This is a genomic window from Haloterrigena gelatinilytica (assembly GCF_013342145.1).
GTDB lineage: Archaea > Halobacteriota > Halobacteria > Halobacteriales > Natrialbaceae > Haloterrigena > Haloterrigena gelatinilytica.
Genome location: NZ_JABUQZ010000001.1, coordinates 1,504,886 through 1,519,124, shown reverse-complemented (window position 1 = coordinate 1,519,124; position 14,239 = coordinate 1,504,886). Strand labels below are relative to the sequence as shown.

Here is a 14,239-nt window from a genome sequence, read left to right as displayed (position 1 = left end):
CCGTCTCGCGTCGTCTCGAGCCTTCTTCTCCGAACGAGAGCTACGAGCACGTCTTTCCACCCGCATGAGAGCAATCATCGCCAAGCGCGTCGATTCGGGAACGCCCGACACGAGTGAGATCCGCGACCTCGCCGCGGCCGCGGGGTACACCGTCGTCGGCGAGATCACCCAGTCGCGGAAGGCCGATCCCGCCCTCCAGCTGGGCGAGGGGAAAGCCGAGGAACTCGCCGACGAGGTCGTCGCGACCGACGCGACGACCGTCATCTTCGACAACCGGCTCGGCCCCTACCAGACGTACAACCTCGGGCAACTGCTCCCCGAAGGCGTCGAAGTGATCGATCGATTCACGCTGATCCTCGAGATCTTCGGCCAGCGCGCCCAGACCCGCAAGGCCCAGCTCCAGGTCGAACTGGCCGAACTCCGGTACGAACTGCCCCGCGCCGAGGCCAAGACGAGCCTCGCCAAGCGCGAGGAACACCCCGGCTTCATGGGGCTCGGCGAGTACGACGAGAGCCGCGAACAGGACATCAAGGATCAGATCAGCCGGATCAACGACGAGCTCGAGCGGATCGAGCAGACCGAGCAACACCGCCGGGAGCGCCGGCGCGACTCCGGCTTCGATCTAGTCGCGTTGGCCGGCTACACCAACGCCGGCAAGTCGACCCTGCTGCGCCGGCTCGCCGACGACCTCACGGTCGAGGAAAACGAGGATCTCCACCCGGATCTCGACGCGACCGCCGAGTCCCAGGACAAGTTGTTCACGACGCTGGGGACGACGACCCGCCGCGCGGACATCGAGCCCCGCGACGTGCTGGTGACCGACACCGTCGGCTTCATCAGCGATCTGCCCCACTGGCTGGTCGAGTCGTTCAAGTCGACGCTCGACTCCGTCTACCGGGCCGACTTGGTGTTGCTCGTCGTCGACGTCAGCGAGGACATCGACGAGATCCACGAGAAGCTCGTCACCAGCCACGACACGCTCTACGAGCGCAACGAGGCGCCGATCGTGACGGTGCTGAACAAGATCGACAAGGTCGACGACGAGGAGCTCGCGGAGAAGCGCGACGCCCTGTCGGCGCTCGCCCCGAACCCCGTCGCCGTCAGCGGCCGGGAGGGGACGAACGTCGACGCGCTGCTCGAGCGCATCGACGAGGAACTGCCCGACTGGGAGGAAGAGCGGCTCCTCCTGCCGATGACCGACGACACGATGAGCGTCGTCTCGTGGCTCCACGACAACGCCCACGTCGAGGAGGTCGCCTACGGCGACGAGGACGTCGTCGTCTCCTTCGAAGCTCGGCCGGCGATCGTCTCGCAGGCGCGCTCGCGGGCCAGCGAGTTGCGGACGGCGGCGGCCGAATCGGCCTGATCGAACGGCGACGGACGCTCGCTCTCTCTCCCTCCCGGCTCGGTCCCCGACGACGACGTCGCGACGGCGGCGGCCTAACCCCACCTTATAAATCGATGACTCGAGTCCCCTAGGCTATGGAACGTGTTGCAATCATCGGTGCGTCGATGACCCAGTTCGGGCAACGCGAGGGGGAGTGGGTCCTCGACCTCCTCGCGGAGGCCGGCCTCGAGTGTCTCGAGGATTCCGGCGTCGACGCCAGCGACGTCGACCACCTGTACGTGTCGAACATGGCCAGCGGCGAGTTCGAGGGCCAGACCGGGATTCCCAACGCCTTGGCCCACGACATCGACGCGATGCCGGCGTACACCCAGCGCGTCGATCAGACGAGTTCCAGCGGCGGCGCGGGGATCTACGCCGCCTGGCAGTCGGTGGCCAGCGGCGCCAGCGACATGACGATGCTCGTCGGCGGCGAGAAGATGACCCACCGGACGACCGGCGAAGCGACCGACGTCATCGCGTCGCTGACCCATCCGGCGGAGTACAAACACGGCGTGACGCTCCCGTCGTTCGCGGGGCTGACCGCCCGCCACTACCTCGAGCGGTTCGACGCGCCGCGGGACAGTCTGGCGAAGGTGGCGGTCAAGAACCACGAGAACGGCGTCGATAACCCCAACGCCCAGTTCCAGAAGGAGATCGACGAGGAGACGGCCCTCGAGTCACCGATCGTCGCCGATCCGCTGCGGCTGTACGACTTCTGTCCGATCACGGACGGCTCCGCGGCGCTGATGCTCTGTCCGGAGTCCGTCGCCGAGGAGTACACCGACGACTACGTCGTTATTTCGGGTATCGACGGCGCCACCGACACACACGTCGTCCACGAGCGGGAGGATCCGACCGTGATGGGCGGCGTCGTCGAGAGCGGCAAGGGCGCCTACGAGATGAGCGGCTACGGCCCAGACGACATCGACGTCGCCGAACTCCACGACATGTTCACCATCCTCGAGTTCCTCCAGATGGAGGGACTCGGATTCGCCGAGCAGGGCGAAGCCTGGAAACTCGTCGAGGAGGGCTACACCGAACGCGACACGGGCGAACTGCCGATCAACACCTCCGGCGGCCTCAAGTCGAAGGGGCATCCACTGGGTGCCAGCGGCGTCGCACAGGGCGTCGAGATCTACGAACAGCTGATGGGCGAAGCGGGGCCGCGACAGGTCGACGCGGACGTCGGCCTCTGCTGTAACGTCGGCGGCTTCGGCAACTGCGTTATCACCACCATCATGGAGGCGGCACGATGACCATGGACGCTTACGAGTACGAGGACGGATCGATCAGCTACCCCGGGCACCCGCGCGGTCCCGGCGGCACCGAGCCGGTAGACACGATCGACCTCAGCGAGTACACCGGCGAGGTCGTCACCTGGACGACCAGTACGGCGACGCCGCCGGGCGTCCGCGAACCGAACACGCTCGCCATCGTCGAGTTCGACGTTGATGGGGAGTCGGTCCGCGCGCTCGGGCAGGTGACCACCGACGAGATCGAAACCGGCGACGAGGTCGAACCGGTCCACGTCGAGGAACTTCGCGAGCCCGGCGCCGGCATCCGCGAACCGGAGAGTCAGGACTGGGACGGCTACCGGTTCCAGCCGGTCTAGGCCGCGTCGGAACCGTTTTCGCTCGAGTCGGAGTCGTCGTCATCAGCGGCGGCGCCGTCGCCAGACGCGTCGGATTTATCGCCATCGGACTCACCGGAGTCGTCACCGGCAGTATCGTCGGCACCGTCGTCGCGCCCGTACTGATCCTTCAGGGTCTCGAGTTCGGCATCGACGTCGACGCCCGGGTCCGGCTCCGGCTCGTCGTCGTCCGACGAACCGTCGAGCGGGTCGCCGTCCTCGATGTCGATTCGGACGGCGTCCGTCGCGTCGGTCGATCGGCGCTCGAGGTCGTCGGCGGCGTCCCGGAGTCGCCGGTCGACGTCGTCGCGCAGTTCGCGGGCCTCCGAGAGCAACTCGCGAGCCCCTTCGTCGGCAGGGAGGTCGCCGTCCGACGCCGCCCGCTGGAGTTCGGCGAGGACGGTGTCGAGTCCGGAGAGCGTCGATCGGCGGAGGTCGTCGGCGCGCTCCCCCGCGGTCCGCGTGGCTTCGGTCGTCCGGTCGCGAACGTCCCGTTCGGTCCGGGCGAGTTGCAGGGCCCGCTGGAAGCCCTCGAGCGCGCGGACGCTGGTCTCGAGGGCCGCGATCGCGGCGGGAATCGCGACTTCGTCGGTGAACGCGAGGAGTTCCCGAGGCGTCGGCGGTCGGGGCGCCGGCGGGCGGAACGGCGGCCGGCGCCGGGTCGACTCGAGTTCCGACCGGAGCTCCTCGATCGTCCGTGTGAGTTCGCGGACGGCCTCGGCGAGTTCGTCGTCGGGATCGGCCATAGTTCAGCTACGGCGGCCGAAACAAAAAGCCGGGCGATCGGACCGATCGCTATTATTCGCTCGGCGATCGCGTAGGTGGATCCCGGCCACAATATTTATTATAATACCGAGGACTCGATATAAAGGATGACAACTGAACGAGGGGGTGCTGCGGTGGAGCGAACCGCCTTCGCCCAGACGCTTGCGAGGCTCAAGCGCGACGGGAGCAACGTCTTGCTCGTCGGCGCGGAGACGGCCGACGTGCATACGTCGCTCTGTCATCGGTTGCTGGGAGAGACGGGGGACGGCGCGCGGTATCGATTGTTCGTGACCGACGGACGCGAGCCGCTCGCGAACGCGAACGACGAGCCGGACGAAGGGACCGCTCGAACGATCGACTACTCGGCGCTCGACCCCACCGCAACCGAGGACGCCGAACTGCGCGGTCGCACCCCGCTCGGGACGCTGGGGATCGAGATCGCCGACGCGATCGACGGCTTTCAGGGCGACGCCGACGGCCTCGAGCCGTCTCAGCTACGCGTTTGCGTCGACTCGTTGGCAGCGCTGCTCGAGGAACACACGGCGGAGAAGGTGTTTCGACTGTTGCACATGACGACGTCGCGGGTGGACGCCCTCCAGGGGATGGGTCACTACCACCTGCCGCTCGATCGCGACCACGAGGCGGTCCACCTCTTCGAACCGCTGTTCGACGCGGTCGTCGAGATTCGCGTCCGTGACGGCGTCGCCGAACAGCGATGGGAGCTCAGGGATCGGGAGACGGCGACCGACTGGCTCCCCGTCTGATCGGATCCACGCCGGGCCGGTAGGTCGGTCGCGATGAGAGAGGTTCCGCAACCGTTCTCTCGAGGTAACAATCACGAAATAACGATAGTTATCAGCGCTGTCGATACGACTGTAATCTAGTGATTGGAGTGTGATAAGAACGATCGATCTGGAAACGGGTACGCACCAGAAATAGCGTGTGACGGCCGTCTTCGGACCGAAGCACTCCAGGGATATTGGTGTTACGGCAGAAGGACTATATACGGAACGACCTATCGGATTAGAGAGTACAATATATGGAAGTCAATGCTGAGCTTCTCGGCGGAGCTGCCGTCACCGTCTTCCTCGCGCTCCTCTTTTTCGGCGTCGTCGTGCTGTGGGACGTCGCGCTGGCGTTACGGAGCGTCGGGGACAAGATCGACAAGCTGGAAGACAATATCGACGACGATCTGACGGATATCGGCCACTCGCTGGACAACATTTCGAACGGGCGCGGCGGCGGCGGTGGCGGTGGCGGAACGCAGCTGCACCTCAACGGCGGGACTATCAGCTCCGGCCCGAACCCCGGGCAGGCGCAGGGCCAGACAGCACAGACGACACAGAGTCCGGGCCCGCAAGCGGCCGGCGGGCCACAGCCCGCAGAACCGCAGCAAGCGGCCCAGCACTCCCCGAACGGGAACGGTAGCGCCGCCGCTGACGCGACGACGGCGACGGCTCCCGGTGCCGAAACGGGTCCGATGAGGGCCGATACCGCGGCGGGAGCGGCGCGCGGTACCGGCGGCGTCGAAACGGAAACCGCCGACGCTCGCGCTGCCGATCGAGCCGCCGCCGGCGAGGCCGAAACGTCGGCCAACGGCGCTGCTGTCGCCGGAGTCGACGAACCGTCGCCCGACCTCGAGACCGACCCGACGGCGCCCGGAACGGACGCGACTGAAGCGGCTCTCGCCGACGAACGGTCGACGGTCTCAGCCGAGACAGCGACTGACTCCGACGTTGACGCCGGTGAGACCACCGTCGATGCCGACGTGGCGGACGAACCGGATGCTGCTTCCAGCCACGAGGTGACGACGGACAGCGATGCCGCGACCGACGAGACGCCGAACGATCAGGCGGCCCGCAACCAGGGTCGGTTCGTCACGCAATCCGACGGGACGGCGTGGTACGCGGTTCGGCTCGATCGCGACGCGATCGCCGACCCGGGACCGACGATCGCCGGCGAGCTAACCGACGGCTCGGAGCGCGACGACGCGGTCATCGCCGCCGGGCCGGTCGACTCGACCGCCACGAGCGAGACGGACGCGTCAGCCGCGGCCGCCGACGACTCCGAGGCCGACGAAACCGATTCCGTCGTGGCGGCGCCGCCGGCCGAGACGGCCGAAGACGACCCCGAGCGGGAATCGACAGCGCCGACGACCGCCGACGCGTCGGACGACGACCCCGAAGCGGCCTCGGTCGACGACGACGCGGACAGCGACGAGACGGGCGACACTGCTGTCGACTCGGCCGAGGACGACGGTGCGGTCGAGGGCGATACCGTCGGTGAGGACGGAACCGAAACCGACGCCGAAGCGCTCGAGTCCGGCGCCGACGACGCGACGGCTCCGAACGTGTTCGCGTTCGAGGAGACCGATCCGGTGACCGAGTCGCCGTCGGACGCGGCGTCCGAGCCGGAGGCCGACGAGGGCGACGACGAGAGCGAGGCCGACGACGCTGCTGCGAACGACCGGCCGACGGCGGAGACGGACCTCGAGCTCGACGACGCTGCTACTGAGACGAACGAAACGGATGCTGAGGCGGCCGAGACGGACGCCGACGACGAGGGCGGCGAGTCGGACGCGGCCGGTCTGGAGACCGTCGACGACGCCGTTTCGGACGACGAGACAGCTCAGTCCGACGACGAGCCGACTGTCGACGCGGCCGATCCGCTCGCCGGCGACGTGGCCGCCTTCGAGTTCGACGACGAGGACCTCGAGGACGTGACGGTCGAGGAGGCCGTCGACTCGATCAACGAGGAGGCGCCGACGCCGGAGCTCTCGAGCCACCGGTTCGACGTCTCGGCGGAAGTCTACGGGACCGACGAGGGCGGCGACGGGACTGCTCCCGACGGCTCGGAGCGCGACGACGGCGGCGAGAACACCGTCCTGACCTACGAGTTCGAGACTGACACCGTCGATATCAGCGGCTCGACGAAGCGGCTGCTCCAGTACCAGCTGCGGAGCTTCGCTGACCGCGACGCGACGCCCGAGGCCGACGTGTCGATCGGCCGGAACCGCATCGTCATCGAAATCCCCGACTCGGACGGCGACGCCGTTCAGCGCTGGAGCGAGGCGGCCGTCGACATCATCGACCGGACGCTCTACCTCTCGGACAACAGCTCCGACGACAGCTGAGCTTCGACTCCGACGATTCCTCCCTCTCTCTCGACTCTATCGCCACCCGATTCTTCGTCTAGCGCGTCGTTCGATCCCGCTGTCGTCCGGCCGTTCGCTCGATTCGTCGCCGTCGATCCAATCGCTTTTAGTTCGCTCGTCCCCCTCGAAGTGGTGTGCGAATCGAGAACAGTTTCATTCCCGTCCGCGGTGTCGGGGAGACCACCGAACGCAAACTCTGGCAACACGGAATCACCCACTGGGACGAGTTCGACGGCAGCGTCGTCGGCGACACGTTAGCCGACCGCATCCACACGTTCATCGAGGAGGGGCGAACCCACCTCGAGCGCGGCGACGTCGCTCCGTTCGCGGAGCAGCTGCCGGCCGCGAGCCGCTGGCGGTGCTACGAGAACGTCCGCGAGGAGACCTGCTTTCTGGACATCGAGACGACCGGACTCGACGCCTCCTGCGAGGACGTCACGACCGTCAGCGTCCACCGCGGCGGCGAGACGAAGACCTTCGTCAAGGACCGGGATCTGACGGCCCGTCGGCTGGCGGACGAACTCGAGGAGTCGTCGCTGCTGGTCACCTTCAACGGTCAGCGGTTCGACGTCCCGTTCCTCGAGACGTGCTACGACATCGACGTGACGACGCCCCACGTCGATCTCATGTACCCCTGTAAGCAACTCGGGCTCGACGGCGGGCTGAAGGCGATCGAGCGCGATCTGGGCATCGATCGGGACATGCCCGACCTCAGCGGCCGGGACGCCGTCCGGCTCTGGCACGAGTACGAACGGGGCGACGAGGGCGCCCTCGGGACGCTCGTGGAGTACAACCGGGCCGACACCCGGAACATGGAACCGCTGATGGAGATCGTCGCGGACCGCCTCCACGAGACCGTGTTCGAGGCGGCCTGTGCCGACGAGTAGCGACGTCGTCGACGAGCCAGCCGACCGAAGACGGACCCGTTTTTGCTGCCCGGAAACCGTCGGTACGCAGTCGAACGGCTAACTACGCGGAGCGAGTCGGGAGCGACGCGGCCAGCGACCGATGCTCGCCGCTGACGGGATCGCGATCAGCTTCGATCGAACGACCGCTTATCGGCCGCCGGTTTTCTCGAGAACGTCGACGTCGCCGTCGCTGGTGACGACGACGCGGTAGCCACAGAAGACGAATTCTACCCGGCCGGAGCCTCGTCTCGTGCCGTCCTCTCGGGGCGCGAAGAGGGAATCGAGGGCTTCCGGATTGATGACGTCGTACAGCGCGTCGTACTCCGGCGGTTCGACCTCCACCGGATCGATGCCCTCCTGCTCGGCGACAGCGCTGATAACTTCAAAACTGAGTGAGTCTGCGGTGGTCGCATCCGATGAATCGGCTGAGAGTAGCATTGCCCGGACGGTTACAGTCGTCGAATATAAATCCACCGGCCCCAATGAAGTGTTGCTGTACAGAGATGACCAATAGAGCGCAAAAACATACATCATCGGACATTTTCAGTAGTGATTTTAGTTTAATATTATTATAGAGCTATGATCTGGAACGATTCAGGGAGTAATTTTCGCGGTGCAGGCGTCCCTTGCGAACGGCCAGAATTCGTTTCGGGTAAGAATTGTGAGGGGGACGATTCGGTCTCGAACGGACGAAACACGGCTACCGGGCTCGTCCTGTCGAGTCCCGAGTCGCGATCCGGTCGCGATAACGGGGAATATGTTCGGGAGAGGGTACTGGACCGACGCGGCCGTTTTCGCTACTGTGATGAATCCCTTCACCCAGTCCACGACGCCAGGCGGCGACGGATTCGATTCGTGGGACGCGTTCGATCCGGACCGTGCGCCGGCGCCCGGCCCGTTCCTTGAGGGCCACGACGTGCTCGCGGGCGACGACCACCTCGCCTTTCACCGGCTCACCCGCGAGTTGTTCGAGGAACGGGGCGTCTACGACGCGACGTTCGGCTACAACCTCGCGCGGCTCAACCTCGATCGGCGCCACCCCGACGCCGGGTTCCGGTACGCGGTCGACGCCGACGAGCCGTCGATCCTGCGCGCGGAGTTCACGCCGACGACCGAGTTCTGTCCGCAAGCCGAGGCGCTCGTCACGGGCGCGTTCCGAGCGTGGAACGGACTCGCGGATCGCCACGAATACGATCTCGTGCGCGTGCGCGCCCACCCGTTACACCACCAGTCCGACGCGCTCGACGCCGAAATCGAGCGACTCGAGACCGAGTTCCGCGAGACGGGGACCGTTCCGGGCGCGGAGTCGGACGCCGACGCGGCTACGGGCGACGGAACGACCGCGCAGTCGCCGTTCTGATCGGACTTGGCCCGCAACCACCCGTTTCGGGTCGCGCTCTCCTCTCTCGAGCGGATCGGTCCTGCCGGGTGACCGTCGCGACGGATTTCTGCCGGTGGACCTCGGCACGGGCGACCGAATCGGTCAGGAATTCGCAGGCTCGAGTCTTAGGACCGAGTCGAACGGACGTCCCACTATGGATACCGCACGGTCGGGCGAGGACGACGGTCTGTCCGTCACGGCTCTCGGGACGGGGGCGTCGGCACTGGACAACGGGCGCGCGTCCGTCGGATACGTCGTCCACGTCGACGAGGAGCCGAGGTTGCTCGTCGACGCCGGCGGCGGGACCGCCGGTCGGCTCAGCGACGCCCGGATCGACCTGACGGCGTTGGACGCGGTCCTCCTCGGCCATCTGCACATCGATCACACGGCCGATCTCCCGGCGATCGTCAAGGCCGCGTACCAACAGGGGCGCGGCGATCGTCCGCTCGAGGTGTACGGACCCGCGGGAAACGCGGCACAGCCGGGGACCGAGGCGTGGATTTCGACCCTGTTCGACGCGGAGTCGGGCGCGTACGGCTACCTCTCCGACTTCGTCGAACGGTACGCCGACGGCGAACTCTCGCTTCCGACCACCGAGATCGACGCCGTCGCCGGGCGGGACGACGCGGTGACGCGAGTCTACGACCGCGACGGCGTCACCGTCGACGCGATTCCCGTCGTCCACGGCCGGGTGCCGACGCTCGCCTATCGCGTCGCCGCGAACGGCGCGTCGATCACCTTCAGCGGCGATTACGCCGCCGAGACCGACAACGTCGCGCGACTCGCCGACGGAAGCGACGTCCTCGTCCAGCACCGACTGCTCGAGGCGGGGGCCGACGGCCCGAAGACCGAGCTCCACCCGCTTCCCGAGGAGGTCGGTCGGATCGCTCGCGACGCCGGCGTCGGGACGCTCGCCGTCTCTCACGTCGGTCGCGACGACCGCGAGGCCCTCGAGTCCGCACTCGAGACCGTCCGCGAGGCGTTCGATGGCCGGATTGTCGTACTCGACGATCTGGTCGATATCGCCCCCGACGGAACCGTTCTCGAGACGCAGGAAATTCGCGAGACGGGATCGGGATCGGGAGCGTCGAGGCGCCGGTCCGAGGCGTTCGTCTTCGCCAGTGAGCGATCTGACTCGTGACGACGCACCGCCGTGGACCCGTCGCCGCGCCGGCCCGTGAGTTGATCGAATCGAGTCAGGCCGGCTCTCGGCGAATTGAGCGATGAGCAACGAATCTGTGCCGGACTTGCGAAGGACGGCAAGACGTTGATGCGAGTACTTCTGGACGGTACGGTAAACCGGTCGCGAGATCGGTGGCTCCGAGACGCGGCCCGTCACCGCCCGCACGGGCCGCTCGAGGAGGATACCGACGGCCCGACCGGTTACACGCGCAGTCGCGGTACGGGTCCCCGGTCTGCGCGCGCCGAGTCGACCCGGAGTTTCAACGATGTCAGACGACGACTCTACGCCCACCGAACGAGACGAAGAGCAACCGCAAGCGACCGACGGCGGCGAGAGCGACGAGTCCCGCTCCGACGCCGAATCCGGCCGAACCGGAACCAGCCGCGACGACGATATCGACGAGAACAGCAAGCAGGAGCAACTCGACGACGTTCGCGAGAACCCCGAGGGCGAGCGGCTGACGAGCGACCACGGGGTGACGATCAGCGACACGGACAACTCCCTGAAGGCCGGCGAGCGCGGGCCGACGATCATGGAGGACTTCCACTTCCGGGAGAAGATGACCCAGTTCGACCACGAGTCGATCCCGGAACGAGTCGTCCACGCCCGCGGGTCGGGCGCCCACGGCTACTTCCAGCCCTACGAGGACCCCGACCTCGGCGAGTACGACGACATCGAGGAGCTGACGAAAGCGAAGGTGCTGACCGATCCCGATCAGAAGACGCCCGTCTTCACCCGGTTCTCGACGGTCGTCGGCTCCCGCGGCTCGGCGGACACGGTCCGGGACGTCCGCGGCTTCGCGACGAAGTTCTACACCGAGGAGGGCAACTGGGACCTCGTCGGGAACAACATCCCGGTCTTCTTCATCCAGGACGCGATGGAGTTCCCCGATCTGGTCCACTCGATCAAGCCCGAGCCCGACGACGGAACGCCCCAGGCCTCGGCGGCCCACGACACCTTCTGGGACTTCGCCTCGCTCAAACCCGAAATCACGCACATGATCATGTGGGTGCTCTCGGGTCGCGCGCTACCGCGGGCCTACCGGATGATGCAGGGCTTCGGCGTCCACACCTTCCGGCTGGTCAACGACGAGGGCGACGCGCGGTTCGTCAAGTTCCACTGGACGCCCGAACTCGACACCAGCCAACTCGTCTGGGACGAGACCCAGAAGATCGCCGGCAAGAACCCCGATTTCAACCGGATGGACCTCTACGACGTCATCGAAGCGGGGTACGAACTCGAGTGGGAGTTGGGCGTCCAGGTCTTCGACGAGGAGGAGGCCGCCGAGTTCGACTTCGACGTCCTCGATCCGACGAAGATCGTCCCCGAGAGCGAGGTCCCGGTCCGCCCGATCGGGAAGATGGTGCTCAACGAGACGCCGGACAACTTCTTCGCGGAGGTCGAACAGGTCGCGTTCCACCCGGGGAACGTCGTCCCCGGTATCGACTTCTCGAACGACCCCCTGCTACAGGGACGGCTCTTCTCCTACCAGGACACCCAGCTCAACCGCTTCGGCAGCGCCAACTGGGACGAGATCCCGATCAACCGACCCGTCGCCGAGCGACACAACAACCAGCGGGCCGGCTTCATGCGCCAGGAGATCAACGAGGGGAAAGCCTCCTACAAGCCCAACTCGATCGGCGACGACGATCCCCAGGAGGTTCCCGAAGGAGAGGGCGGGTACGAACACCACGCCGAGAAGATCGACGGGAAGAAGATTCGCAACCGGTCGGAGAGCTTCCAGACCCACTTCGACCAGGCACGGCTGTTCTGGAACAGCATGACCGAACCCGAGAAGCAGAACATCGTCGACGCCGCCCACTTCGAACTCGGGAAGGTCGACCGCGTCGAGATCCGCGAGCGGATGGTCTACGACCTGTTCAACAACGTCGACCACGAGTTCGCCAAGCGGGTCGCGGAGGGCATCGGGATCGAGCCCCCCGAAGAGCCCGGCGACGAGATGCCGACGCACGACCGCGAGGACTCGCGGCTGAGCATCGAGCAGCGCCGCGACGCCGACTCCATCGAAACCCGCAAGATCGCCGTCCTCGTCGACGACGGCTACGACAGCGACCACCTCGAGACCATCGAATCGACGCTGGAAGACGAGGGCGCCCGCGTGAAGATCGTCTCGAAGATCCTCGGCGACAAGACGTCCGAGAACGGCGACACGGTCGAGGCCGACAAGAGCCACGTGACCACCGAATCGGTGCTGTTCGACGCCCTCTTCGTCCCCGGCGGCGAGGACAGCGTCGACGCGCTCGTCGAGCAGGGCGACGCGAAACACTTCGTCGCCGAGACGTTCAAGCACAAGAAGCCGATCGCCGCCGCCGGTTCGGGGACGGAGCTCCTCGAGGCGGTCGACCTCCCCGACGTGGAGATCGCCGACGACGGCGAAACCGTCTCCTCGGACGGCGTGGTGACGGGACGGGGCGACGACCTCGAGGAATTGGCCGAGGCGTTCGTCGACGCGATCGCCGAACACCGCCACTGGGAGCGGAGCCCGAAGGAAGTGCCGGCGTAAGTAGCCTCGGCGAGCGGCTCACTCGCGGGCTTCGGCCCGTTTCTCGAGCCAGCGGACCGCGGGCGTCGCGGTGATCCCGTGGACGACGATGGAGATGAGGACGACGGCCCCGACGACGGCCCACAGGACGTCTGCGTCGGGGAACGCGGCCTCGTTGAGGCCGTGTGCGAGGTAGTAGAACGAGCCGATCCCGCGGACGCCGAAGGCGGCGATCGTCGCCCGCTCGGCGATATCGCGGTCGAAGCCGAGGAATCCGACGATGCCCGCCAGCGGCCGGACCAGAAAGACGATCGCGACCGCCGCGGCGAGCCCCTCGAGCGTCAGCGGTTCCAGGAGGCCGCCGACGATGGCGCCGCCGAAGAAGAGCATGATCAGCCCCATCATCACCTGTTCGGCGAACTCGCTGACCTCGTGGAGCGAGCGGTTGTAGTCGTGGGTGCGCTCGTAGTGGCGGACCATCAGCGCCGCGACGAAGACCGCGATGAAGCCGTAGCCGCCGAGGAGTTCCGTCGCCCCGTAGACCAGCAGGGTGCCGGCGACGGCCTCGAGTCCCTGCACCGACTCCGCGACGGGGGTGTCGGGCTCCGTCGCGAAGACGAGCCGCGCGGTCAGGTAGCCGAGGACGACGCCGACGATCGCGCCGACGACGATCCGATAGCCGACGTCGATCAGGAGCCACTCGCCGACCCAGTTGCCGGGCGCGAGGCCGACGAGCGCGAACGCGATCGCCAGGTTCGTAAACGGGAAGGCCAGCCCGTCGTTCAGCCCGGCCTCCGAGGTGAGCGCGAATCGGACCTCGTCTTCCATCCCGGCCGCTTCCTCCTCGTCCTCCGCCTCGCTGCCCATCCCCGGACCGCCGACCTGGACCTCCGAGGCCAGCACCGGGTCGGTGGGGGCGATGCACGCGCCCAGCAGGACGGCGGTGGGGATCACGAGGCCGAGCCACCAGCCAAGCAGCGCCGCGCCGGCGATCGACAGCGGCATCGTCACGACGAGCAGCCGCCACGTCGACGCCCACGCGCGCAATCCCGGCGGTCTGTCGATCTTCAGCCCGACGCCCATCAGGGCGATGATGACGCCGAGTTCCGCGAGGTGTTCCGTCGTCGTTCCCTGCTCCAGGGGATCCGGCGGCGGGAGCCCGATCGGCAGTCCGAAGGCGAGCATCCCGAAGCCGACGAAGAAGATCGGCATCGAGATCGCTCGGTCGGAGACGAACCTGGGGAGAACGGCGATACCGAACAGCGCGATCCCGACGACGACGAGGCCGACGTTGTACAGCTCGAGTGCCATCTGGGTCGATCGTAGGC

12 protein-coding genes are annotated in these 14,239 nt (G+C 66.9%); 9 read left to right on the top strand and 3 right to left on the bottom strand.

Translation table 11 applies throughout. The features are described from left to right. Nucleotides 1–64 precede the first annotated feature (64 nt). From hflX to HTZ84_RS07675, 3 genes are all read left to right on the top strand, one after another. Nucleotides 65–1,366 carry a GTPase HflX gene (hflX, locus tag HTZ84_RS07685; RefSeq protein WP_174680134.1) on the top strand — a complete coding sequence of 434 codons (1,302 nt, stop codon included), beginning with the start codon at nucleotides 65–67 and terminating at the stop codon, nucleotides 1,364–1,366. Nucleotides 1,367–1,482: 116 nt separating this feature from the next. Next, complete coding sequence (locus HTZ84_RS07680; protein WP_174680133.1) at nucleotides 1,483–2,643, top strand: thiolase family protein; 1,161 nt, start codon at nucleotides 1,483–1,485, stop codon at nucleotides 2,641–2,643. Beyond that, nucleotides 2,640–2,999 (top strand): OB-fold domain-containing protein, encoded by a 360-nt coding sequence (locus tag HTZ84_RS07675; protein ID WP_174680132.1) that lies wholly within the window; start codon nucleotides 2,640–2,642, stop codon nucleotides 2,997–2,999. The genes HTZ84_RS07680 and HTZ84_RS07675 overlap by 4 nt, the downstream gene beginning before the upstream one ends. Here HTZ84_RS07675 and HTZ84_RS07670 read toward each other — a convergent pair. Continuing rightward, complete coding sequence (locus HTZ84_RS07670; protein ID WP_174680131.1) at nucleotides 2,996–3,763, bottom strand: DUF7547 family protein; 768 nt, start codon at nucleotides 3,761–3,763, stop codon at nucleotides 2,996–2,998. The two genes, HTZ84_RS07675 and HTZ84_RS07670, sit on opposite strands and share 4 nt — an antisense overlap. 126 nt (nucleotides 3,764–3,889) lie before the next feature. Between HTZ84_RS07670 and HTZ84_RS07665 the strand changes: the two genes are divergently transcribed. The 3 genes from HTZ84_RS07665 (at nucleotide 3,890) to HTZ84_RS07655 (ending at nucleotide 7,823) form a co-directional block, all read left to right on the top strand. Next, entirely contained in the window at nucleotides 3,890–4,546 is a 657-nt protein-coding gene (locus tag HTZ84_RS07665) for a DUF7504 family protein (RefSeq protein WP_174680130.1), read from the top strand. A gap of 275 nt (nucleotides 4,547–4,821) precedes the next feature. Beyond that, nucleotides 4,822–6,915, top strand: a complete 2,094-nt coding sequence (locus HTZ84_RS07660; protein WP_174680129.1) for an AAA family ATPase — start codon at nucleotides 4,822–4,824, stop codon at nucleotides 6,913–6,915. A 155-nt stretch (nucleotides 6,916–7,070) separates the two neighbouring features. Beyond that, complete coding sequence (locus tag HTZ84_RS07655) at nucleotides 7,071–7,823, top strand: ribonuclease H-like domain-containing protein (RefSeq protein WP_174680128.1); 753 nt, start codon at nucleotides 7,071–7,073, stop codon at nucleotides 7,821–7,823. Between the two features lie 168 nt (nucleotides 7,824–7,991). On the opposite strand, the gene HTZ84_RS07650 is transcribed toward HTZ84_RS07655, so the two are convergent. Next, nucleotides 7,992–8,282, bottom strand: coding sequence for a HalOD1 output domain-containing protein (locus HTZ84_RS07650; RefSeq protein WP_174680127.1), 291 nt, complete (start codon nucleotides 8,280–8,282; stop codon nucleotides 7,992–7,994). A 319-nt stretch (nucleotides 8,283–8,601) separates the two neighbouring features. Here HTZ84_RS07650 and HTZ84_RS07645 point away from each other — a divergent pair, with 319 nt between their 5' ends. From HTZ84_RS07645 to HTZ84_RS07635, 3 genes are all read left to right on the top strand, one after another. After that, nucleotides 8,602–9,204, top strand: coding sequence for a hypothetical protein (locus HTZ84_RS07645; RefSeq protein ID WP_174680126.1), 603 nt, complete (start codon nucleotides 8,602–8,604; stop codon nucleotides 9,202–9,204). A 175-nt stretch (nucleotides 9,205–9,379) separates the two neighbouring features. Next, nucleotides 9,380–10,366: an MBL fold metallo-hydrolase gene (locus HTZ84_RS07640; protein WP_174680125.1), complete on the top strand. Its 987-nt coding sequence runs from the start codon at nucleotides 9,380–9,382 to the stop codon at nucleotides 10,364–10,366. A 307-nt stretch (nucleotides 10,367–10,673) separates the two neighbouring features. After that, complete coding sequence (locus tag HTZ84_RS07635) at nucleotides 10,674–12,932, top strand: catalase (RefSeq protein ID WP_174680124.1); 2,259 nt, start codon at nucleotides 10,674–10,676, stop codon at nucleotides 12,930–12,932. Between the two features lie 18 nt (nucleotides 12,933–12,950). Here the strand turns inward: HTZ84_RS07635 and HTZ84_RS07630 are convergent, their stop codons facing one another. Then, nucleotides 12,951–14,222, bottom strand: coding sequence for a cation:proton antiporter (locus tag HTZ84_RS07630; RefSeq protein WP_174680123.1), 1,272 nt, complete (start codon nucleotides 14,220–14,222; stop codon nucleotides 12,951–12,953). Between the last annotated feature and the right edge of the window lie 17 nt (nucleotides 14,223–14,239).

Coding starts and splice junctions, on each gene's coding strand:
- HTZ84_RS07660 (WP_174680129.1), top strand. CDS start 4,822: ATGGAAGTCAATGCTGAGCTTCTCGGCGGAGCTGCCGTCACCGTCTTC.
- HTZ84_RS07665 (WP_174680130.1), top strand. CDS start 3,890: ATGACAACTGAACGAGGGGGTGCTGCGGTGGAGCGAACCGCCTTCGCC.
- hflX (WP_174680134.1), top strand. CDS start 65: ATGAGAGCAATCATCGCCAAGCGCGTCGATTCGGGAACGCCCGACACG.
- HTZ84_RS07670 (WP_174680131.1), bottom strand. CDS start 3,763: ATGGCCGATCCCGACGACGAACTCGCCGAGGCCGTCCGCGAACTCACA.
- HTZ84_RS07630 (WP_174680123.1), bottom strand. CDS start 14,222: ATGGCACTCGAGCTGTACAACGTCGGCCTCGTCGTCGTCGGGATCGCG.
- HTZ84_RS07645 (WP_174680126.1), top strand. CDS start 8,602: ATGTTCGGGAGAGGGTACTGGACCGACGCGGCCGTTTTCGCTACTGTG.
- HTZ84_RS07640 (WP_174680125.1), top strand. CDS start 9,380: ATGGATACCGCACGGTCGGGCGAGGACGACGGTCTGTCCGTCACGGCT.
- HTZ84_RS07675 (WP_174680132.1), top strand. CDS start 2,640: ATGACCATGGACGCTTACGAGTACGAGGACGGATCGATCAGCTACCCC.
- HTZ84_RS07680 (WP_174680133.1), top strand. CDS start 1,483: ATGGAACGTGTTGCAATCATCGGTGCGTCGATGACCCAGTTCGGGCAA.
- HTZ84_RS07650 (WP_174680127.1), bottom strand. CDS start 8,282: ATGCTACTCTCAGCCGATTCATCGGATGCGACCACCGCAGACTCACTC.
- HTZ84_RS07635 (WP_174680124.1), top strand. CDS start 10,674: ATGTCAGACGACGACTCTACGCCCACCGAACGAGACGAAGAGCAACCG.